Source organism: Sulfuricurvum sp. (assembly GCF_049587615.1).
Classification (GTDB): Bacteria; Campylobacterota; Campylobacteria; order Campylobacterales; family Sulfurimonadaceae; genus Sulfuricurvum.
Genome location: NZ_JBAVEF010000013.1, coordinates 201616 through 222405, shown reverse-complemented (window position 1 = coordinate 222405; position 20790 = coordinate 201616). Strand labels below are relative to the sequence as shown.

At 44.1% G+C, this 20790-nt stretch carries 22 protein-coding genes; 8 read left to right on the top strand and 14 right to left on the bottom strand.

The features are described 5' to 3' along the window. Positions 1 to 90: 90 nt before the first annotated feature. Genes WB308_RS02425 through WB308_RS02390 form a run of 8 tightly spaced genes read right to left on the bottom strand, consistent with a single transcriptional unit; the run spans position 91 to position 7657 of the window. A complete protein-coding gene (locus WB308_RS02425; RefSeq protein ID WP_424188625.1) occupies positions 91 to 696 on the bottom strand; it encodes an acetyltransferase in 606 nt (201 codons plus the stop codon). Beyond that, on the bottom strand, positions 683 to 1300 hold the full coding sequence (locus WB308_RS02420; protein WP_424188623.1) for a sugar transferase: 618 nt from the start codon (positions 1298 to 1300) through the stop codon (positions 683 to 685). Before WB308_RS02420 ends, WB308_RS02425 begins: the two co-directional genes overlap by 14 nt. Beyond that, a complete protein-coding gene (locus WB308_RS02415) occupies positions 1278 to 2387 on the bottom strand; it encodes a glycosyltransferase family 4 protein (RefSeq protein ID WP_424188621.1) in 1110 nt (369 codons plus the stop codon). Before WB308_RS02415 ends, WB308_RS02420 begins: the two co-directional genes overlap by 23 nt. Continuing rightward, on the bottom strand, positions 2384 to 3331 hold the full coding sequence (locus WB308_RS02410) for a glycosyltransferase family 2 protein (protein ID WP_424188619.1): 948 nt from the start codon (positions 3329 to 3331) through the stop codon (positions 2384 to 2386). Before WB308_RS02410 ends, WB308_RS02415 begins: the two co-directional genes overlap by 4 nt. 13 nt (positions 3332 to 3344) lie before the next feature. Then, complete coding sequence (locus tag WB308_RS02405) at positions 3345 to 4172, bottom strand: glycosyltransferase family 2 protein (RefSeq protein ID WP_424188617.1); 828 nt, start codon at positions 4170 to 4172, stop codon at positions 3345 to 3347. Beyond that, a complete protein-coding gene (locus WB308_RS02400) occupies positions 4162 to 5013 on the bottom strand; it encodes a glycosyltransferase (protein ID WP_424188615.1) in 852 nt (283 codons plus the stop codon). The genes WB308_RS02405 and WB308_RS02400 overlap by 11 nt, the downstream gene beginning before the upstream one ends. Beyond that, positions 5010 to 5951 carry a glycosyltransferase family 2 protein gene (locus tag WB308_RS02395; RefSeq protein ID WP_424188613.1) on the bottom strand — a complete coding sequence of 314 codons (942 nt, stop codon included), beginning with the start codon at positions 5949 to 5951 and terminating at the stop codon, positions 5010 to 5012. Before WB308_RS02395 ends, WB308_RS02400 begins: the two co-directional genes overlap by 4 nt. Then, entirely contained in the window at positions 5948 to 7657 is a 1710-nt protein-coding gene (locus WB308_RS02390; RefSeq protein WP_424188611.1) for an ABC transporter ATP-binding protein, read from the bottom strand. The genes WB308_RS02395 and WB308_RS02390 overlap by 4 nt, the downstream gene beginning before the upstream one ends. Positions 7658 to 7706: 49 nt before the next feature. Here WB308_RS02390 and asnB point away from each other — a divergent pair, with 49 nt between their 5' ends. Then, a complete protein-coding gene (asnB, locus tag WB308_RS02385) occupies positions 7707 to 9530 on the top strand; it encodes an asparagine synthase (glutamine-hydrolyzing) (protein WP_424188609.1) in 1824 nt (607 codons plus the stop codon). A gap of 139 nt (positions 9531 to 9669) precedes the next feature. Here the strand turns inward: asnB and WB308_RS02380 are convergent, their stop codons facing one another. The 4 genes from WB308_RS02380 to dcd form a co-directional block, all read right to left on the bottom strand. Further along, entirely contained in the window at positions 9670 to 10164 is a 495-nt protein-coding gene (locus WB308_RS02380; RefSeq protein ID WP_424188607.1) for a GAF domain-containing protein, read from the bottom strand. Next, the gene (locus WB308_RS02375; RefSeq protein WP_424188605.1) at positions 10161 to 10682 is read right to left on the bottom strand and encodes a GAF domain-containing protein; all 522 of its coding nucleotides are present in this window, start codon (positions 10680 to 10682) and stop codon (positions 10161 to 10163) included. Before WB308_RS02375 ends, WB308_RS02380 begins: the two co-directional genes overlap by 4 nt. A gap of 126 nt (positions 10683 to 10808) precedes the next feature. Then, positions 10809 to 11045 (bottom strand): YdcH family protein, encoded by a 237-nt coding sequence (locus WB308_RS02370; RefSeq protein ID WP_424188603.1) that lies wholly within the window; start codon positions 11043 to 11045, stop codon positions 10809 to 10811. Between the two features lie 42 nt (positions 11046 to 11087). Continuing rightward, positions 11088 to 11648: a dCTP deaminase gene (dcd, locus tag WB308_RS02365; protein WP_424188601.1), complete on the bottom strand. Its 561-nt coding sequence runs from the start codon at positions 11646 to 11648 to the stop codon at positions 11088 to 11090. A gap of 73 nt (positions 11649 to 11721) precedes the next feature. On the opposite strand from dcd, the gene accB reads away from it, so the two are divergent. The 3 genes from accB (at position 11722) to WB308_RS02350 (ending at position 15759) form a co-directional block, all read left to right on the top strand. Continuing rightward, the gene (accB, locus tag WB308_RS02360; protein WP_424188599.1) at positions 11722 to 12177 is read left to right on the top strand and encodes an acetyl-CoA carboxylase biotin carboxyl carrier protein; all 456 of its coding nucleotides are present in this window, start codon (positions 11722 to 11724) and stop codon (positions 12175 to 12177) included. 3 nt (positions 12178 to 12180) lie between these two features. After that, the gene (locus WB308_RS02355) at positions 12181 to 13521 is read left to right on the top strand and encodes an acetyl-CoA carboxylase biotin carboxylase subunit (RefSeq protein ID WP_424188597.1); all 1341 of its coding nucleotides are present in this window, start codon (positions 12181 to 12183) and stop codon (positions 13519 to 13521) included. A 108-nt stretch (positions 13522 to 13629) separates the two neighbouring features. Next, positions 13630 to 15759: a methyl-accepting chemotaxis protein gene (locus tag WB308_RS02350; RefSeq protein ID WP_424188595.1), complete on the top strand. Its 2130-nt coding sequence runs from the start codon at positions 13630 to 13632 to the stop codon at positions 15757 to 15759. Positions 15760 to 15778: 19 nt separating this feature from the next. Here WB308_RS02350 and WB308_RS02345 read toward each other — a convergent pair whose 3' ends face one another. Then, positions 15779 to 16612, bottom strand: a complete 834-nt coding sequence (locus tag WB308_RS02345; RefSeq protein ID WP_424188593.1) for a peptidylprolyl isomerase — start codon at positions 16610 to 16612, stop codon at positions 15779 to 15781. An 89-nt stretch (positions 16613 to 16701) separates the two neighbouring features. On the opposite strand from WB308_RS02345, the gene gltX reads away from it, so the two are divergent. Then, the gene (gene gltX, locus WB308_RS02340) at positions 16702 to 18084 is read left to right on the top strand and encodes a glutamate--tRNA ligase (protein ID WP_424188591.1); all 1383 of its coding nucleotides are present in this window, start codon (positions 16702 to 16704) and stop codon (positions 18082 to 18084) included. Here the strand turns inward: gltX and WB308_RS02335 are convergent. Beyond that, positions 18081 to 18761 (bottom strand): MqnA/MqnD/SBP family protein, encoded by a 681-nt coding sequence (locus tag WB308_RS02335; RefSeq protein WP_424188589.1) that lies wholly within the window; start codon positions 18759 to 18761, stop codon positions 18081 to 18083. The two genes, gltX and WB308_RS02335, sit on opposite strands and share 4 nt — an antisense overlap. Positions 18762 to 18870: 109 nt before the next feature. Here WB308_RS02335 and WB308_RS02330 point away from each other — a divergent pair, with 109 nt between their 5' ends. From WB308_RS02330 to glp, 3 genes are read left to right on the top strand one after another with little or no spacing between them, the layout of a single operon-like run. Then, positions 18871 to 19092, top strand: coding sequence for a MoaD/ThiS family protein (locus WB308_RS02330; protein ID WP_424188587.1), 222 nt, complete (start codon positions 18871 to 18873; stop codon positions 19090 to 19092). Between the two features lie 2 nt (positions 19093 to 19094). After that, positions 19095 to 19541, top strand: a complete 447-nt coding sequence (locus WB308_RS02325) for a molybdopterin synthase catalytic subunit (protein ID WP_424188586.1) — start codon at positions 19095 to 19097, stop codon at positions 19539 to 19541. Next, positions 19538 to 20737 carry a gephyrin-like molybdotransferase Glp gene (gene glp / locus WB308_RS02320; RefSeq protein WP_424188584.1) on the top strand — a complete coding sequence of 400 codons (1200 nt, stop codon included), beginning with the start codon at positions 19538 to 19540 and terminating at the stop codon, positions 20735 to 20737. The genes WB308_RS02325 and glp overlap by 4 nt, the downstream gene beginning before the upstream one ends. Positions 20738 to 20790 lie beyond the last annotated feature (53 nt).

The following is a 20790-nucleotide window of genomic DNA, read 5'->3' as shown; positions in this document are numbered from 1 at the left end:
TAGTATGACTGCCTTCTTTATGTATTTGTGTTGTCAAAAAACGGATTTAAGTGTATCCAATCCAACCTCTAAAAACACTTTTAAGAGGTTTTAAGAACGGATGATATTCGCGGGTACCCCTACGGCGGTGCAGTTGTCCGGCAAATTGTCGATCACCACGGCACCGGCTCCGACGATGGTATTCTGGCCAACCGTAATATTTTGAAGGATAACGGAGCCTATTCCGATATGGGTAAAGTCTCCTACGCTAACCCCTCCGGCGAGGGATGCATTGGGTGAAATATGGGAATACGCGCCCAGGATACAGTCGTGTTCGATAATCGCTCCGGAATTAACGATGGTCCCTCTGGAAATCATCGCATTGGCATTAACGACGCACAGGGGCATGACAAGGCTTCCTATCCCGATCGTTGCTGAGGGGGAAATAATTGCCGAGGGATGGATAAGCGGAGGAAGGGTATGCCCTGCGAGGATGATTTTGTCCGCTATGCGTGAACGGGTACGATTGTCTCCTATCCCCAATGCAATCGCACCGTCGGTATGCAATCGCTCAAACGTCTCCCAGTTGGGAACATCGTTGGTATCCGCGTCATCAATCCAGCCTGCAATCGTGTATCCGCAGGCTAAAGCGACATCCGCAACGACACGGCCGTGTCCGCTCATCCCGTAAATGTAAATCTCTTTAGTTGGTTCCATTGAATTTTTCCATCGTCACATTTCCCTCTTGGGATATCCCCTCTTTTTTAAAGACCTTCAGGATCGTCAAAAAAATGATTTTGAGATCAAACCAAAACGAAATCTTCCGGGTATATTCGACATCATACCGAAATTTCTTTTCCCAGCTTATTGCATTGCGTCCGTTGATCTGTGCCCATCCGGTGATACCGGGCTTGACGTTGTGACGCTGTTTTTGTTCGTCATTATACAATTCCACATAGTCGACCAATAAAGGTCTCGGTCCCACAAAACTCATCTCGCCCCGTAGGACGTTCCACAGCTGAGGAAGCTCGTCGAGGCTCAGACTCCGCACGATTTTGCCGACCCCTTTAAGACGCGCAGCATCGCTGAGAAGTTCGCCGCTGCTGTCTCTGTCATCACTCATGCTCCGAAATTTATAGATGGTGAATATCTTTCCCTGCAGTCCGGGGCGTTTTTGGGCAAATATGACAGGGGTTCCGAGGGTAAGGGCAATGAGTATGGCCGTGAGGAGTATTAGCGGTGACAAGAAAATCAGGAGCAAGAGTGCCGCGAGCCGGTCGATGAGAGGTTTGATGAGGTTAACGTACACGGCGTAATCCATACACTTCAAGATGTTGATCGACAATGGTAGCCACATCGAACTCCCGAATCGCTTTTTCTCTCCCGGCACGTCCCATTTGTTCCCGTAAGATCGGATTGAGTATCAGTTTCTCAATCGCTTCCGCGAGCGCGGCCGCATTTTTCGGCGGAACCAAAAAACCGTTAACCCCGTCCTCTACTGTCTCACGGCATCCGACTGCATCGGTGGTGACGATCGGCAGACCCATACTCATTGCTTCCATCGAGGTACGCGGCAGCCCTTCACGATAGCTGGGGAGGACAAAAACGCTGCTTTGAGAAATAATATGCCGAATATTATCTTGCTGTCCTAGATAATGGAGGTGAGGTTGGTTTTTCATAAATTCTTCGGTGACGCTAAAAAGGTTCCCCCCGTCGGGTGAACCGACAAATTGAAATGTAACCTCCGGATATTTTTCGCCGAGGATCGCCGTCGCATCGATAAACTCATGAACCCCTTTATGCTTTATCGCCCGGGCGATCATCGTGACGCGGATCCATTCATCCTCTTTGGGTAAGGGCTTCCATTCATCGGTGTCGATTCCCACCCCTTTGATGATAAATACTTTTGCGGGGTCAACAATTTTTTTGGAGATCAGATAGGCCGGATCATCCTGATTGACGAACATCACCGTATCGGAGAGGTGAAAAATTCGGGCGTAGAGGAATTCGATGATTCCCCTGACGATACGGCTTTTGAGATCCTCTTCGAGATAAAAACTTCCCAACCCTTCGACGAGGTTGATGATGCGGGGGACTTTTGCCGATTTTCCCGCAATCGTTCCGTAAATATTGGGCTTGGCGGTAAAGGTGTGCAGGATATCGAGACCCAGCGGTTTAATGGCCTTGTAGATATTGTGAATGGCACCTAACTCTTTAAAGGGGTTGAGGCTGGACCGGCTAATGGTATAAGGGACGTGGCGTATGCCGTGCTCGGCAAAGGAGTTGCTTACTTCTCCATTTGGGCAAATGGCATATACGGTGTGCCCCTGCCGTACGAGCTCTAGCATGATGGGGAGGCGAAAAAGCCAGAGGTTGAGATCGAGATGAGAAAGGAAACCAAAAATCATTTTTGCTTCTCTCTTGAACACACTAGCAATACCACGAATTTTACAATATCTTTGAAGTCACTCCATGATAAAAAACGGTGGCGGAGAAGATGAATGGCTCTCAAAAATCTATTTTGCTTTAAAATGGCACCAAATACCTCTAGGATACCTATTTGCTTATGTGTCAGGATTGTTTGGTACCGGTCTAAAAAACTTTTGCTTTGAAGGATCGCGTTCTTCAGTATCGCACAATACGTGAGCCCTTTTTTTAACAGGGGAAAAAGCTTTGTCCCTTTGGGCCCGGATACATTTTTCTCATGCTGGCGATAAAGAAGGGTCGGTTGTGTCAGTAACGTGATTTTTCCTAAATAGAGTGCGACCAATGCTGTCCACCAATCATGCATAACGGCTTCTTTTGGAAAAGGAAGGGCTTGATCGATCAATGCCCGGTTAAAGATCATCGTATTTCCCGTGGCGTTATTTTGAAGCAATGCTTTGGTGTAATCGCATGGGAGATGCGGATTGATCTTTTGGTATTCCCAAAACGAATCGTGTATTTTGATTCCCTCCGCATTGCAAACGGATAAATTCGTATACACAAGAAGCGGTATGGGGGAGGGATAGCGTTGCTCCATCTGATGCAAAGCCTGTAAGCTTTTTTCGATTTTGTCAGGAAACCAAATATCATCCTGATCGCAAAACATTACGTAGGGTGCATTCGAATGTTCCATCAGCCGTTCAAAATTATGAGTTACACCGAGATTCTTATCCGTATCATCGATTACGACGATTTTATCGGGATAGCGCTGAAAGAAGTCCGTGATAATCTGTCGTGTTGCGTCGGTTGAACCGTCATCCCGAATTAACAGTCTCCACTCGTCAAACGTTTGTGCGAGGATCGAGTTGATCTGTTCGGCTAAGAAGTTTTCGCCGTTATACGTCGCGAGGAGGATGTCAATCATCATGATAACGGCCTTTTTACCTAAAGATACTAAACACTATTTTGTAGTAGATAAGTTTGAGAATATTGATTGGAAAGTCCAGAGCTTTGAGCATATGCCAAACTTTTTGATTATTGCCAATCGTTTGTGAAACTTGAAAAAGCTTTTGGATGAAAAATGTGGTGTCGTTTTTGTGAAAACCTATTTGATTATTGCCGTGCTGGCGATAAAGAATCGTCGGAATATCAATAGAGACAATAAGTCCTTTTTTGATGACGTTCAGCGCAATCCACCAGTCGTGCATGACAACTTCAAGCGGAAAGGGAAGGGATATGGCAAGGCTTTCGCGATTCATGAGTAATGTACAGCCGGTAACAAAGTTGTGAACGGCAACCTGCTCAGGGTATGTATAGAGATGAGGGAAATTTTTTTGTTCATTCCACATAGAAGAGGCCAGTCTTTTTCCGGTCTCATCGATCAGGCAAAGATCGGTATGGACGAGAACCGGAATACCGGGATGGGTTGCCGTAGTCTGCAGCATGTGCTGCATACAAATTTCAATTTTTTGGCTAAGCCAAATGTCATCTTGGTCGGACAATGCAATAAACACCCCTTTGCATTTCGAAATTGCCGTTTCAAAATTTTTAACGGTGCCGAGATTTTTTTTATTTTGAAAAATTTGAATACGGCTGTCAGTACGAGCGTATTCTTCCAAAATAGGCCAAGTGTCATCGGTAGAACAATCATCGCAAATGATGATTTCAAGATTCGTGTAGGTTTGCTTTGCAATGGAGTCGATTTGTTCGCGTAAAAATCTTTCTCCGTTGTAGGTGGCCATTGCGATTGATACAAGACTATTTTCCATAGCGCCCTACAATAAAATGAAATATACCCCGTAATACATTGATTAAACGTAAAATTTTTTGGTCATCATAAATCAATGCAAAAATAATTGCTTTGAATATCTCGAAAATTCGTTTATTGACAAAATCGGGAAAAGCATGCCGATGTGCCTGCCACATATACAAACTGTTTCGTGTGATGTAGTAAAAACGTTGCGGAGAATGGGTTCTGAACGATATCTCTTTGCCGTGTCGTCGAATAATTTTAGGTTCGCCCAGCTCATGATTAAGGAGAATATTTTGAAACTGAAGAATTGAAAAGCCTAATTTTTTTGCTTTAAGACAATAGTCGTGATCAACACCATCAATAAAAAGTTTTTCTTTAAATCCTCCAATTTCTGGATACGTTGAAAGATTAAGAAGATTACCCGATGTCATTACAATAAGTTGAGAAGTGCTTTCACACTGTTGGTTATTGATAGCGTTTAGGCCAACAAAGTCGTGTGAAGGTGAAAAAATAGCAATCTTTTCTTTTGATTTATAGTGTTGAAAACATGCAAGAAAAGCAATAATCATCTCATTGGAAAAGCTGCTGTCTTGATCCATCGTCAAAAGCCATTGATATCCAGCTTCGATTGCTTTTATAGCAGCAAGATTAAGAGCATTGGCAATCCCTTGATTACCATCATTGTCTAAATATTGAATTTTTGCTATTTTTGATAATTTAGTTACGATAGTAGGATCTTTTTGCTCAGAGTTATCTACAACGTAAAGAAGATCGATATGATTGATGTAAGAAAAAATATTTGTCAATACGGATAAATCAGGATTGTATAAAACAACTACTCCACAAATTTTTTTCATCCGATAATATCCAATAAAAAATTTTTTAGATACAGATAGTTTTTATGTGGATAAAGTATTTTGTGGTATTTCAATCCTAAGAAGAATGTTTTTATATGTATTTGATTATCGAGATAGTTGTCAAAATAAAGCATTGCGTCATCAATAATTAAAGAGTGTTCACGGATACAGTCTATGTTCTTAATTGCATGTAGATTTTGTTTTTGCTTTCGATATACTGTTGCTCTATGAAAATCAGTATTTTTCAATCGATTAATAACATTATGATAAATATCTCGTAAGAGTGAGGGCTTGCGATTGGATCCTATACCTGTATTCTGTTCACTATGCTGCCGATATCGAGTTAATGATTTTTTTGTATAACAAATTTTTTTATCTTTTGCAGCACATATTGCTAGCCACCAGTCATGGTAAGCAATGTTTTCAGGAAAAGGTAATGCTGTTTTAAGTAACTCTTTTTTTAGGAGTATTGTACATCCTGTAACCACATTTTTAAAAAGTAAACTTTTGATATCTAGTAAATCTCCACTATCTTTTTTCCATTGTAAACTCAGGACGTTATCTTGATCATCAATGATTGAACAATCGCTGTGGATTAAGGAATTAGGGCCTATTTCACTAATTAGTATTTCCAGTTTGTTTTTTTCCCATATATCGTCTTGATCCGCTAGAGCAATATATTGTCCATTACAAAATGACAGAGCTTTTTCAAAGTTTTTTACAAAACCTATATTCGCCATGTTCAAAAAAAATTTAATACGATCATCTTTTTTGGCATATGTTGATAAAATATCTTGTGTTTTATCTTTCGATGCATCATCGCAAATGATAATTTCAAAATTCTGATGTGTCTGAGCTAATATGGATTCAAGCTGTCTAGGCAAAAATTTTTCACCATTACAGGTAGCCATTGCTATCGAAACGAAATGGTTGCTCATATATTAGTGTCTTTAATACAATGATCAAGTAATGTGTAAATTTTTCCGCACCCCTCTATCGTACTGAGCCGATGTGCAATGACAATCAAGGTTTTAGTCTCACTTATTTTATAGATTTCTTCCATAATCTTTGCTTCGGTATCGGTGTCAAGTGCACTGGTCGCTTCATCCAAAACCAGAATTTCCGGCTCAGAGTAAAGGGCGCGGGCAATGGCGATCCGTTGACGCTGGCCGCCGCTGAGTTTGATTCCGCCATCGCCGACCATGGTATGGAGGCCGTCGTGATCCGTTTCTAAAAAGTCCAGAATATTCGCTTGACGCAGCACGTGTCTAATTTTTTCTTCATCGACTTTACGTCCAAATGCGACGTTTTGGACGACAGTGCCGTCAAAGAGATAGATGGTTTGGGGAATGTAGCCGATTTTACTGCGCCATGCTTTGATGTTGCTTTCATTTAAAGGTACCCCATCGACCGTAATGGTGCCGTGTTTAGGACGGTAGAGGCCGATGATGAGGTCTATAAGGGTCGATTTGCCGCTGCCGCTTTCGCCGATGAAAGCGATTTTCTCCCCTTTGTGAATTGTGAAGTTGATGTCACTCAAGACAGGTTTGGACTCGTCGTATTCGAAGCTGATATGATCAAGCTGTAGGGATTGGTTAAAAAGGATAGGGGTGTCTTGCAGTTTTTCCGCATCATACATTAAATCGTTGTGGATAATATCGAGAGAACTTTTGTAAAAAAGGATTTGATTGTAGCCGCTGAGGATACGGTTGGCAGAGGGCATTAGGCGATATAGTCCCAATATAAACATCGAGATCAGGGGTAAGGCTCCGGAGATATCCGCTTGGTATTTTAAGACGAGATAGATGACCATAAAGATAATAATTCCAAACCCAAGTGCTTCCAAAAAAAGTCTGGGAAAATGGGCAAGGGTCTCATTCCGGATATTAGCTGACGCATAGCCCGAACTGGCGTGGTCGAATTTTTCGAGAACCGATTCGGTATTGGAGGTGAGTTTCATCATTTTGAAATTACCGAGAGAGCTTTGGATGATCTCATAAAACTTCTTTTGGTGTTTTTCGCGCCGGATACCCGATTTTTTGATGGCACGAGAGACGGTTGTGACCAAAAGAACGGCGTTGACGATGAGAATGATACTGATGAGAAGGGTGATTTTCCAGTTAATGATGAGCATGATGGCATAAATGAAAATCACGACAAACATTTCGCTGAGCATGAGCAGCAGACCGGAAATGAGATTGGTCATATTCTGCGCTTCATTGATGATCGCTTTACTAAGATCCGCACTGTTTTTATCGATAAAAGAACGATAGCTCATTCCCAGATAGTTTTCGAAAAGACGGTAGGCGAGGAGATGGTACCGCCCTTTGGAAAACTTTGCCAGAAGGTAAAAATAGCCAAGATTGAGAAGCGAACGTAAAAAGTAAAAGAGCAAAAGAGCAATACCCAGGGCTACGACAAAATCGATCTCGTTTTTAAAATGAAAAAAACGGTAAAGTGATTCGATATAGGGAGTCGAATGGATGGTGGAAAAATCACCGGCGATGGTGATAAAGGGGAGAATGACCCCAACCCCGATCATCTCGACAAGGGAAACGGCAATCGAGATGAAAATTAAAAGTAAAAGGAATTTTTTGTCGTGTCGTGTCAGGATAGAAAAAAGTTTAGTAAAAAAAAGACTCATTTTTCCCCTGTATGATTACAATGTATTTCCGGGTTATGATAGCGTATAATTGCGAAAAAAAAGGTTTGATGTGTGCGGTGTATTCGGGATTATCGGTGATTACTCTCCTCTCAAAGCGCGTGATGCGCTAGAGAGGTTGAGCCATCGTGGACGGGATCATTGCGGTGTGGTAGAACGAGCTGGGTTCTTTCTCGCCCATCAGCGTCTTTCCATAACTGACATCCATAGCAGATCTCATCAGCCGATGCGTCGCGGCACTCTTCTGATCAGCTTTAACGGAGAAATTTATAACCATCATGAAGTGCGAGAACGCTTGTGTATTTCGCACTGGGAAACATCGAGCGATACCGAAATAGTATTGGCCGCGTATGAAAGATGGGGAATCGGGTGTGTGGAATACTTATCCGGGATGTTCGCGTTTGCCCTAATGGATGGGGATAAGCTCTACCTCGTACGGGATCGCTTCGGAAAAAAGCCCCTTTTCTATCATCAGGGGAAAGATATCTTTGTATTTGCTTCGGAGATCAAAGCGATTAAGCCTTTTTTATCCTCAGTTAAAATGAACGAAGAGGCGTTGCACTCCTATCTCTCTTTTTTGGCACCTTCCCCGCCCCATACGTTTTATCAAGGGGTTGAAAAGCTTGAGAGTGGGGAATGGCTCTGCTTTGAGCAGGGTAAAATCACCAAACACCGCTACTATGATCTATTCACTATAGCCTCTTCGGTGATAACAGATTCGATGGATGCATTGCAGCGGATCGAAGCTGAACTTCATCGCTCCATTGCCGTGCGTCTCGATACGGAAGTACCGACTGCGGCTCTTCTCTCCGGGGGGGTGGACAGTGCGATGATTTGTGCGGTTGCTGCACGTCAAGGTAAAAAGCTCCCTGTTTTTACCCTGGGGTATGATGAGTACGGCAGTTATGATGAACGTGTAAATGCCCGCAAAACGGCTGAATATTTAGATCTGAATCATACTGAGGTGGTTATTTCACAAGATGATTTTCATGAATCGCTTGATGCATTACTGACACACATGGATGAACCGCTCAACGATCCTGCGGCATTGCCGCTCTATTTGCTGATGAAAAAAATCGGCTCAGAGGGATACAACGTTGTTTTGAGCGGGGAAGGTTCGGATGAGTTATTTTTAGGATATCGGCAATATTTCGAATATCTTGATATCGAAAAGGCGGCCTCGTTGCATCACAAAAACTGGCTGAAAAAGTATTTTCATGCCCATTTTTCGATGAACCGGGAGTGGGAATGGTACAAGCGGGTTTTTGACGATACGCTGTTGTTTCGGACTTCGGGGGAAAAATTTACCGATTTGCAGCAAAACAGGCTTTTTCGTCGCAATATTCGGGATAACGAATCGTTGCGATTTTTGCAGAGCTACCGTCAATCGTTTGAAGGTGCACATCGTGACCCAAGTTTATGGTACAGCATGATTGATTTGAAACTCTTTGTCGGAGAACATTTTCTGACAAAGCTTGATCGGGTTTCGATGGCCCATACCATCGAAGCGCGGACACCGTTTTTGGATCATCAGTTGGCTGAGACAGTCTTATCGGTTGATCCGGCTCTCCGTATCGGAACGGGGTCAACCAAAACGCTTCTTAAGCAGATTGCCCGCAACTATCTTAGTGATGAAATCATTGATCGTCGTAAAAAAGGATTTGCAAACCCCTATATGGAATGGCTGATTGCTTCTGGGCGCATTGAGCTGATACGGGAAGTGAATGAGAAAACGGGGCTATTTTATCCCGAAGTGATTGAAGAATATTTAGACTTAGCGCGTCGAGGAAAATTTAAACAACATGTGTGGGGACTTTACGTCCTCAGCCATTGGATAAAGCGGGAGTTGTTGTGATATGTCGTCATACCAGGGCGTAAAGCGTTAAAAAAAAACGATAACTGCTTATCATTTTTAGATTGGATCAATGTATGTAACACCGATGTCACTGAAACCAGCTAGATTCCCGTCTTCACGGGAATGACGGAGAGTAGAATTATTTTTTCTCCATCAACAATGCCAGTTCCAATGTTCCGCTCACATAGTTGGCAAAAAAGCTCATTATCCCTTCATCTTTTTCATTAAAATCGCCATTGTATTTGTTCAGCATCTGAATGACCCCGATAACCTCCTGACGGGAGTTGAAAATAGGAACGGCGAGAATATTGCGGGTGACAAAGCCGCTTTTTTCATCGATTTTAGCTAAAAAACGGCCATCTTCATACGGATGATTGACTAACTGGGTCGTTTTCGAACGTACGGTTTCCCCAACAATCCCCGAATCGATTCCGATGGCGATACGCCCAATCCCATCACTCAATTTTGTCCAGAGCATACCTCCGTTTTGATCTACAATGAAGATAGAACACCGCTCCGCATTGACAATTGCTTTAGCCTCTTCGGAGATACTGGGCAAAGCCTCTTCAATATGTTCGAGGGCACTGAGCCGTTTGCCGAAATCGGCAATCCGTTTATAGATTTCCAAACTCATTCTTCCTCCTTGTTCAGAAGCGAAGCTTCATCATCGAAAAGCATGGCAAGTTCGAGATAGCCGCTGATATAGTGTGCAAAAAAAATCATAAATCTGACATCCTCCCGTGAAAAACCTCCGGGTTTGTTGAGGAGTTGAAATACACCGATCACATTGCGTGATGAGTTAAAAACCGGGATAGAAGCGATATTTTCAGTAACGAACCCCGTCTTTTGATCGATGGTGTGCAAAAATCGAGGGTCGTCATACGGATCATTCACCAAAATAGGTTTGGCCTCTTTGAGTGTATGCCCTACGATGCCGTCGTCTTGATGGACCATGAGTTTCTCTACCCCGTCAGCCAACGTTGTCCAGAGCATTTTAAGTTTTGGGTTGTAGATAAAAATAGAGCACCGTTCGGCACCGCTAACCTGTTTAGCGTATTCCGATATCATGGGAAGCCCCTCGGAGAGGGTCGGACGTTTCAACAAAGAGCGTCCGAATTCGGACAATGCGGCGTACGAAGTGGTAGATATCATTCAATTACCTCTTGGGTGAGTTCACGAAAACGTAAATCGTATCCATTTAAAGCTAAAAAGTAAATCAACATAGAGGAAAAATGGGGAAGAAGAAATCTCCCGCACAGGGGAGAGGAAGGATGAAACTTAGAGGTTGTTCTCTTTTTTGTATTCGATAACCATGGCATATGCTTCGTCTTTAAGCAATAATTTCTCTTTTTTGAGTTTTTCAAGCTCAAGATCACTCAACGGAATTTCGCCGTTTTCAGCTTTGGTAATTTGGTTGTCAAGATCGTTGTGACGATCAAAAATTTTCAAAAAGTGGGCATTTGCCGCATCATTTTGTTTCATATGGGTGATTACATCGCGGTATTCGTGCAACATTAAGTGTCCTTGCGTGGAAATTTATCGCAATTGTACCACTAGTTAATTTAAAATCCGCGGAAGGGTTATCCCCTCTTGTCCCTGATACTTACCGCTTTTATCTTTATAACTGGTTTCACACATCTCATCTCCTTGTAAAAAGAGGACTTGCGCTATCCCTTCATTGGCATAAATTTTTGCCGGAAGAGGGGTAGTATTGGAGATTTCGATCGTAATATGACCCTCGAATTCAGGTTCAAAAGGGGTGACGTTCACAATAATGCCGCAGCGGGCATAGGTTGATTTACCCAAACAGATAGCGAGGACGTCACGAGGAATTTTAAAATATTCGACGGTTCGTGCCAAAGCAAAAGAGTTTGGCGGGACGATACAGACATCTCCAACGAAATCAACGACATTCATATCATCGAAGTGTTTCGGATCGACAACTGTGGAGTTTAAATTGGTGAAAATTTTAAATTCATTCGTCACGCGGATATCGTAACCGTATGAACTAAGGCCATAACTGACGACGCCAACCCCCACCTGATCCTCACAAAATGGGGAAATCATCCCCTCCTTTAATGCCATTTCTCGAATCCATCCGTCGCTTTTGAGACCCATCTTCATATCCGTTGTTAATTTTATTTGTGGTAGTATAACACATCTATTAACCTACTTTTAGGAGCATTTTCCGATGGATATGAAACAAATCAAAGCACTTTTGCAAGAGTTTGACGCAAGTACTCTTTCAAAATTAAAAATTACTCAAGATGCTTTTTCGATTGAACTTGAAAAAAATATCGGTGTCGTGAGCGCACCGGTAATGGCAGCTCCGATTGCGGTAGCAGCAGCTTCGGTTGCACAACCGGCTGCGGTAGAAACTGCAGTTCCTGCGGTGGCAGTTCAGACCGGTGATATGATCGTTTCTCCGATGGTCGGGACATTTTATTCTGCCCCTTCTCCTGATTCGGCTCCATTTGTAAAAGTGGGTGACCGTGTTAAGAAAGGGCAGGTGATTGCTGTTTTGGAAGCGATGAAAATTATGAATGAGCTTGAAGCAGAATTTGATTGTGAAATACTTAATGTATTGGTATCGGATGCTCAGGCTGTTGAATACGATATGCCACTTTTTTCTGTTAAGAAGCTCTAAGTCATGGCGGAAATCAAACGTATTTTAGTCGCGAATCGCGGTGAAATCGCGCTTCGTGCCATCCGTACAATCAAAGAGATGGGTAAAGAAGCGGTAGCGGTCTATTCAACTGCCGATAAAGAGGCTTCGTATCTCAAATTGGCTGACGCTGCAATTTGCATCGGCGCAGCTCCTAGTTCTCAAAGTTATCTCAATATTCCTGCTATCATCGCAGCGGCTGAAATCAGTCAATGTGATGCGGTATTTCCGGGATACGGGTTTTTGTCTGAAAATCAACATTTCGTAGAAATTTGTACCCATCACGGGATAAAATTCATCGGACCGACTCCTGAAGTGATGGTGATGATGTCCGATAAATCAAAAGCCAAAGAGGTTATGATCGCGGCAGGTGTTCCGGTTGTTCCGGGATCTGACGGCGCTATCAAAGATATCGCGGAAGCAAAAGTTCGTGCCAAAGAGGTTGGTTATCCGGTTATCCTTAAAGCGGCAGCCGGCGGCGGCGGACGCGGGATGCGTGTGGTTGAAGATGAGAGTTACATCGAAAACGCATTTTTGGCCGCAGAAGCGGAAGCCATCGGGGCATTCGGCGATGGAACCATTTACATGGAAAAATTCATCAAAAATCCTCGTCATATCGAAGTACAAGTGATTGCCGACAGTCACGGAAATGTACTTCATATCGGTGAGCGTGACTGTTCGATGCAGCGTCGTCACCAAAAATTGATCGAAGAGTCTCCGGCTGTCGCTTTGACCCCTGAAATTCGTGCCGAATTACATGCTTCGGCAGTCCGTGCCACCAAGTATATTAAATATGAAGGGGCTGGGACATTCGAATACCTTCTCGATGCTGATAAAAAGTTCTATTTTATGGAGATGAATACCCGTCTTCAGGTAGAGCACTGTGTCTCCGAGATGGTAAGCGGACTCGATTTGATTGAGATGATGATCCGTGTAGCTGAGGGTGAAGCTCTCCCTGCTCAAGAGAGCGTTGTCCTTACTGGTCATTCCATCGAGTGCCGTATTACGGCCGAAGATCCGATCAAATTTTTGCCGTGTCCAGGAAAAATCACTCAGTGGATTGCTCCGGGCGGGCGTAATGTGCGCGTTGACTCACATGCACACGGGGGATATATTGTTCCTCCAACCTATGATTCGATGATCGGGAAGCTGATTGTATACGGTAAAGATCGTAACGATGCCATCGCACGGATGCACCGTGCATTGAGTGAATTTACGATTACCGGTATTAAAACAACCATCCCTTTTCACATGAAAATGATGAAAAATCCCGATTTCATCAACAATAACTTCGATACCAAATACCTCGAAAAATACAACGGCTAAGAGCTGTTGTATCCGTTGCTATAGCCCTTCTTCATTATTCACTTTACGCAAATTTTACATTAATGCGATATTCTATTGTAGGAAAAATATGACAATGAAAAGGTACTTATGAATCATCTTAGTATTGCGCAGAAAGTACATGTTCCGCTGATTGCATCGATTATAATCGGGTTTATTGTGGTTGTGATCAATTATTGGATTTCACTGGATCAGATTCGTGAAGATATTTATGCTTCTCAATCCAAAGAGATGACGACGATCTTTGATGAGGCGATAGAGGCTAAAAACAGTGTCGGCATTACGAATGCCATCAGTATTGCAAAAAACAGTGCCATTGTTAATGGCCTTGCCAGTGGTGATCGTGAGGAGACTCTTAAAAATCTAAAATCCCTTTCAAAAGAGTATAAAGAACATACCAAATTCGGAAACATTAAAATCCATGTCCATGATCGCAATGTCCACAGTTTTATTCGTGTATGGAAACCTGAAAAGTTCGGTGATGATTTGAGCGGTTTTCGCAAAACGATTCTTGCGGTTAAAGAGACTCAAAAACCTCTTGTGGCCATTGAAATTGGAGTGGCCGGATTAGAGCTTCGCGGTATTGCACCGGTTATCTCCGGCGGAGAGTATGTGGGGTCGGTTGAGTTTATGCAGGGGCTTAATTCGGTTATCAAAGATATGCGCAAGAATTTCGGAACCGAGTTAGTCATAGCGCTGGATAATCGTTATTTGGAGAATGCGAAAGAGCTTCAAAAAGCTCAGCAAGTAGGTAAAAACTTTACACTGGCTGTCAAAGAAGATGTCGTTGACAAGGAATTTTTGGCTGAATTGAACGAAGCTGAATTTGACCCGAAAGCCGGCTCATTTACGACTGAAAACTACTACGTAATGCCGATAATGATTAAAGATTACTCCGGTGAAGCGGTTGGATACGCGTTTTCGGCCAAAAAGCTTGAAACAGTCGAAAACCTGATTAGCCAAGCGGAAGATTCCTTATTGCGTCAAGTGGTTATTATGACGCTTATGGATGCCATTATCCTTATATTACTCATCGTCATTATCCGCCGTGTTGTGACGGAACCGATAAAAAATCTTGACATGATTGCGCAAGAATTAGCCAGTGGAGATGCTGATTTAAGCAAGCGTTTGCGCATTACATCGAATGATGAAATCGGAAAAGCGGCAATGAGCTTTAATATTTTCATTGACAAAGTTGAAAAGATTGCCAGGGTAGCCGAAGAGCGGGCTGAAGAAGCGATGCGTTCAAAAGCAAAATCTGAAGAGCAGATGGAAAAAAATGAGATGTCCTTGACCTTGGCACGCCAAATGATTCAAGGCTCCGTTCATAATGCCGGAAGCCTTAGGAACTCATTGGAAGGCAACATTAAGAATCTCCATAGCGTGAACAGCTTGAATTATGATACCGGAGAGGTTGTCGATAATGTGAGTGCTCAAACCGATGAGATTATGGCGAGTATGTCAAAAATTACGGAAATGATTAATGATTCCCGTGCCAATTCAGAACAACTCAACCATAATGTAAGTGAAATATCCAATGTTATTACTTTGATTAAAGATATCTCCGATCAAACCAACTTGTTGGCGCTCAATGCGGCAATCGAAGCGGCACGAGCGGGTGAGCACGGTCGCGGGTTTGCCGTCGTTGCCGACGAAGTACGAAAACTGGCGGAGCGTACCCAAAAAGCGACGAGCGAAGTGGAGGCGAATATCAGCGTTCTGAAACAAAATTCGGTCGGAATGCTGGAAAATAGCGAGCGGGTTGAAGAGTATGCTTCCGATTCATCCCAAAAACTCGATCAATTTAAAACGGTTTTGGCCCAATTAATCCGCAATGTCGAACAAATCAAAGATGATAATCAGTCTATCAGTTATGAGATATTTACCAACATGGCAAAAATTGATCACATGATTTTCAAAAATAATGCCTATGCTGCCGGTTTCGAAGGAAAAGTCAGTCATGAATTCAATGATCATCACGCATGTGCACTCGGAAAATGGTATGAGAGCGGTGATGGAAAAACGATATTTTCTTCAACGGCCGCCTATGCAAAAATGTTAGAACCGCATAAAAAAGTGCACGAAGAGGTTAAAAAAGCGATGCAGTTGTTGAATGATGATCCGATCCGTCATGCAAAAGCGATTGCAGCTTGTTTTGAAGAAGCGGAACGCGCAAGCGTTGCCCTTTTCGATATTCTAAATGAGATGGTGGCTTCTTAAGCCGCCCCTTGAACGTTTTTCAAGGAAGTCGTAAAATTTTAATGTCCGCGCTGAGCCGCAATTTCGTAAAATAGTCATTCAGAACCTGGTTGCGTTTATCGCCGATAATGGCATTTGCGATTTGGGGGCGTACGGAATCCAAACTTTCAGTGATGATGTTTTGTTTATCCCGCATGTAAAAACTCATAAACCCGTTTTTTCCGTTGGGGAGAATGGGACTAAAGCTTCCGTTGGGTGTTTTATTGAGAATCTGAGCCAACTGAGGATTGATTTTACCGAACGGAATATTTTCTTCTTTCGTCTGAATTGCTTCCATATGGCGCATCGGATCAGAAATTTGAGCTGCTAATGTCTCTTGAGAAGCTGAAAAATAAGTGGTTACGTCAAAACTTTCCGGACGTGAAAATTCATCCAAATGGAGCTGATAGTATTCGGCTTCTTCCTCCGCCGTGGGCTGACCCATTTTTGAAAAAGCGATAGCACTATAGAGTTTTTGCCCTTTGATCGTCTCTTCTACCTTGGCTTTAAGATCTTTTTCGCTGAGACCTCGAACATTTTGCATGGCATTAAGAAACTGTTCCATTGTAAGATTGTTTTGCGACGCCATGCGGTTTAATTCTTCGTTGATTTCCGTTGACGTAACGGTAATCTTTTTCTCTTCGGCTTCGAGTTGTTCCAGTTTTTTGCGGATTAACGTATCGGTACTCTGCGTAGCATTCGTACCGCTTTGTTTCATCTCTTGGCTCACCTCATAAAGGGTAATAGGACTGTTTTTGACCAATACGGCCACTCCGCCGATGGGGGCACTCCATAAAAAAGTGGCTAATAAAGTCGAAAGGGTTAAAGAACGCATCGATGCTCCTTGGTAAAGTTTCCTATTTTACCCGCTTTTAACATAGCCTCAACTAAAATTGCGCAATTGCATCCAAGAAGGATTTTACGATGGTAGTAACCAGATTTGCCCCAAGCCCGACAGGGTATCTTCACATCGGCGGATTACGCACGGCTCTGCTCAGTTATCTCTGGGCACGGCGTAACGGCGGAAAGTTTTTGCTCCGTATTGAAGATACCGATTTTAGCCGCAATGATGAAGCCGCGGCGCGTGCCATTGTCGAAGCGTTTAAATGGGTCGGATTAGAGCACGACGGAGAGATCGAATACCAATCGAGCCGTTTGGGAATCTACCAAGAGTACGCCAAAAAACTTTTGGATTCGGGTAAAGCCTACAAATGTTATATGTCCAAAGATGAGCTGGATGCCTTGCGCGAAGAGCAGACGGCCCGTAAAGAGCGTCCTAAATACGACAACCGTTACCGGGATTTTACAGGGGAAGCTCCTGAGGGGCGCGAAGCGGTTATCCGGATCAAAGCTCCGTTGGAAGGGTCGATTACGGTACATGACGGTGTTAAAGGGGATGTGGTTTTCAATGTTGCCGATATTCTGGATGATTTTATTATCGCCCGTGCCGATGGTACCCCTACGTATAACTTTGTCGTTGCGGTAGATGATGCATTAATGGGAGTTACCGACGTAATCCGCGGAGACGATCACCTCTCTAACACCCCAAAACAAATCGTGGTATATGAGGCCCTCGGTTTTCCGATCCCCCGTTTTTTCCATGTACCGATGATTCACAATCACGAAGGGAAAAAGCTCTCCAAACGTGACGGGGCAACCGACGTGATGATGTACAAGCAAATGGGGTATACCCCCGAAGCATTGCTTAATTTCCTTGTTCGTTTGGGATGGAGCCACGGAGATCAGGAGATTTTTTCGATGGCGGAGATGCTGGAGCTTTTCGATCCGAGCGACATCAACCGCTCCGCATCGGTTTATAATGTTGAGAAGCTCGATTGGCTCAACAGCCACTACCTCAAAAATATGTCCAACGATAAACTGTGCGAACTCTTGGAGTTTCACGGTGTGATGCTCATCAGTCATGATAAGCGTGAAATCCTCCTGGATGCTCTCAAAGAACGGGCAAAAACGTTGGTGGAGATGGCGAATCTTATCGGTGAAATTTTGGTTCGTCCCGCTGAGTTTGATGAAGCGGCATTGAAAAAAGGGTACAAAGAGGAGAGTAAAGCGATTTTAGAAGCTTTTGCCGAGGCACTCAAAAACAGCGGTGAGCTCCATTTGCCAACCGATTATCACCATGTGATGGAAGCGGTCGTGGCACAACTCGAAATCGGATTCGGGAAAATCGGTCAGCCATTGCGTATCGCGTTGATGGGAAAACTCAGCGGTCCGGGACTCGATACCGTTATGGCGATCATCGGCGTGGATGAGACGTTGGCACGCATCGAAGCACTTTTAAATCACTAATACCTAATCTTTCCGAGAGAGGGGTTTAATCCCCTCTCTTTCGCCTCTCTCACAAATCTTTTATACCCTTTTTCCTCTTTCGCACCCACTTTGTAACTGATAAATTTTAAATAATGGGTGATTTGCGACGGAGAGAGTCCGCTTTGATGAGACGCTTCCATCAGCATATAATAAGGAATTTTCACCTTTTTGGAGACAAATGCGCGGCTGAGTCGTCTCAGTTCATCGGTGTGGTAGTGGGTACACAGCAGGGCAAAGACAAACGGCAATCTTGTTCGTTCATACCACACTTTCCCAAGATCGGTATGTTCTCCGCCGCTGTAATAGTAGCGAAGTGCCTTATCACCGATCAGCACCTCACCGTGAATATCGAGGAGACGGGCAAGGAGATTGGAGGTTGCAGAATCGGTATCGGCTTTATCGGGATTGGGAAGTGATAAAACGCTCAATACTTCTTGTTTAGCGACAATTCCTACACCGAAATGACGGCAGTTTTGCGCAGTGATACTGGAGATAAACGCCGCGTCGATTCGACGCATGGCAAAATCGCGATTGAGTGCCGAAGGGACCCCTTTGTGGTAATAGAGGCTTTGGTGGAAACGGGTGCTGCGTGCATAGCGTTTGATAAAAACGTGAAAGGGGAGGAGATTTAAAAAATCTATTTTTCCGAAAATCACACATTCTCCCTCGTAAATAAGAGTTGTATTATACTTAACCCAAAGTAAATAAGGGAGGGAAAGGGCTCTTTTGCTATAATCTCATCTATATGAATATGAGGATATCGCGATGGTAACCGTAGAATTTTTAGGACCAATTCAAAAGGCCCCGTTAACATTGGAAGCGTCATCTTTACGTGATGTTGCTGGAGCATTAAAAAGTGACAGTGAATTAGCACAGTGGCTTGAGAACTGTGCAGTGGCGGTCAATGATACGCTGGTAGCATCACTTGATACACCGTTGAAAGATGGGGACAAAGTATCTCTCCTTCCTCCGGTTTGTGGCGGATGAGCATGTTGGAACTCTATACGGGAGCGTTAAACGTCCCTGAAATCATAACGCGCTGGTATGCGGAGGAGACGGACTATAACTACGGAGCGTATATCCCCTTTATCGGGACGGTTCGGGAGGAAGACGGGATTGACGGCCTTAGTTTTGACGTGTATGAACCGATTCTGAACGGATGGTTCGAGGCGTGGCAAACTAAGGCGGAAGCTCTCGGTGCAAAGCTCAAAATGGCACATAGTCGGGGTGATGTTTTGGTACATGAAAGCTCGTATATCGCGGCGGTTTTTTCACCGAAACGGCGTGTGGCGCTGGAGACGATTGAGCGGTTTGTCGAGGATTTTAAAGCCTCCGCACCCATCTGGAAGTACGATCTGAAAAACGGAGCGAGAATTTACGCACGTGAGCGTTCAACTCCGATTAGCGGTGCGGGACTGTTAGGGAGCGATGCATGATCTCGTATGAAACTTCTCAAAATATGATCACTCTTTTGAGTATGGGTAAGATCCGAAGTGAGCGGGTCTTTTTGACCTCTGCCTTGGGCCGTATTTTGGCGGAAGATATTATCGCTGATAGAGACTATCCGAGTCATCCGACCTCGGCAATGGATGGGTATGCGGTACTGCACAGCGATTTTGGCGAGTTTGAATCACTCGAAATTTTGGGGGATAATCCTGCCGGTGCCGATGAAATCGGCGGTGTCATGAGCGGAACGTGTATCAAGACGTTTACCGGTTCGCTGATGCCCAAAGGCTCCGATACCCTGATCCCGATCGAAAACGTCCGTGTTGAGGGTGAGCAGATTGTCATCGAAAAAAGGGTTCCGGCCGGTTTTGCCGTCCGTCCTGTCGGTGAGAGTTATCGGGAGGGAGAAATTCTCATCGCCAAGGGGACGAAACTCGGATTCGCCGAGATCGGTGTTTTAGCGGGGATCAATCGGGTGATGATCCGTGTTGCTCAGCGTCCAAAAGTCGCCATTATCGCGACCGGAAGTGAAATCCTTGATATCGGTGAAAGCTCGCGCCATGCGGGGCAGATCCGAAGTTCCAACAGCTATACCCTCCAAGCGCTCGTCGATGCTCTCGGAGGTGAGAGCGTTCAAATGGGAATTGTCGGGGATGATAAAAGTGCCATTATGGAACGGTTCGAAGAGGCGATCCACTCGTGCGATATTATCGTCAGTACGGGTGGGGTGAGTGTCGGGGATTACGATTTCGTCAAACACATCGTCCCGCGCCTCGGTGCTGAAGTGATTTTCAAAGGGGTCAATATCAAACCGGGACAGCATGTGATGGTGGCACAGCGGGGGGAGAAATTTATTGTCTCCTTACCGGGATTTGCCTACTCCTCAACCGTCACATTTATCCTCTATGCCGCACCCCTTATGGCCCGGATGATGGGGATTGAAAACCCGTATGAGGTCATCGAAGCGACCCTCAAAGTGCCGTTTGCCAAACGTTCGAATAAAAGCGAATTTACCGCATGTAATTTGACGTTTGAAGAGGGGCGCTATTGGGTCGATTTCGAGGGTAAAAAAACGGGAAGTTCGGCGATTCTCACCAATTTGCTCGGCAATACGGGACTGATGATCTGCGGAGAAGAGGATGGGGACTTGGAATCGGGGACACTGGTAAGAGTCATAAAACTTTAATTCTCGTCATCCTGAACTTGATTCAGGATCTTAGATTGCGGATCAAGTCCGCA

Bases quoted from the DNA above. Each gene is read 5' to 3' on its own strand.
- WB308_RS02425 (WP_424188625.1), bottom strand. From the start codon at position 696: ATGGAACCAACTAAAGAGATTTACATTTACGGGATGAGCGGACACGGC.
- WB308_RS02420 (WP_424188623.1), bottom strand. From the start codon at position 1,300: ATGGATTACGCCGTGTACGTTAACCTCATCAAACCTCTCATCGACCGG.
- WB308_RS02415 (WP_424188621.1), bottom strand. From the start codon at position 2,387: ATGATTTTTGGTTTCCTTTCTCATCTCGATCTCAACCTCTGGCTTTTT.
- WB308_RS02410 (WP_424188619.1), bottom strand. From the start codon at position 3,331: ATGATGATTGACATCCTCCTCGCGACGTATAACGGCGAAAACTTCTTA.
- WB308_RS02405 (WP_424188617.1), bottom strand. From the start codon at position 4,172: ATGGAAAATAGTCTTGTATCAATCGCAATGGCCACCTACAACGGAGAA.
- WB308_RS02400 (WP_424188615.1), bottom strand. From the start codon at position 5,013: ATGAAAAAAATTTGTGGAGTAGTTGTTTTATACAATCCTGATTTATCC.
- WB308_RS02395 (WP_424188613.1), bottom strand. From the start codon at position 5,951: ATGAGCAACCATTTCGTTTCGATAGCAATGGCTACCTGTAATGGTGAA.
- WB308_RS02390 (WP_424188611.1), bottom strand. From the start codon at position 7,657: ATGAGTCTTTTTTTTACTAAACTTTTTTCTATCCTGACACGACACGAC.
- WB308_RS02380 (WP_424188607.1), bottom strand. From the start codon at position 10,164: ATGAGTTTGGAAATCTATAAACGGATTGCCGATTTCGGCAAACGGCTC.
- WB308_RS02375 (WP_424188605.1), bottom strand. From the start codon at position 10,682: ATGATATCTACCACTTCGTACGCCGCATTGTCCGAATTCGGACGCTCT.
- WB308_RS02370 (WP_424188603.1), bottom strand. From the start codon at position 11,045: ATGTTGCACGAATACCGCGATGTAATCACCCATATGAAACAAAATGAT.
- dcd (WP_424188601.1), bottom strand. From the start codon at position 11,648: ATGGGTCTCAAAAGCGACGGATGGATTCGAGAAATGGCATTAAAGGAG.
- accB (WP_424188599.1), top strand. From the start codon at position 11,722: ATGGATATGAAACAAATCAAAGCACTTTTGCAAGAGTTTGACGCAAGT.
- WB308_RS02355 (WP_424188597.1), top strand. From the start codon at position 12,181: ATGGCGGAAATCAAACGTATTTTAGTCGCGAATCGCGGTGAAATCGCG.
- WB308_RS02350 (WP_424188595.1), top strand. From the start codon at position 13,630: ATGAATCATCTTAGTATTGCGCAGAAAGTACATGTTCCGCTGATTGCA.
- WB308_RS02345 (WP_424188593.1), bottom strand. From the start codon at position 16,612: ATGCGTTCTTTAACCCTTTCGACTTTATTAGCCACTTTTTTATGGAGT.
- gltX (WP_424188591.1), top strand. From the start codon at position 16,702: ATGGTAGTAACCAGATTTGCCCCAAGCCCGACAGGGTATCTTCACATC.
- WB308_RS02330 (WP_424188587.1), top strand. From the start codon at position 18,871: ATGGTAACCGTAGAATTTTTAGGACCAATTCAAAAGGCCCCGTTAACA.
- WB308_RS02325 (WP_424188586.1), top strand. From the start codon at position 19,095: ATGTTGGAACTCTATACGGGAGCGTTAAACGTCCCTGAAATCATAACG.
- glp (WP_424188584.1), top strand. From the start codon at position 19,538: ATGATCTCGTATGAAACTTCTCAAAATATGATCACTCTTTTGAGTATG.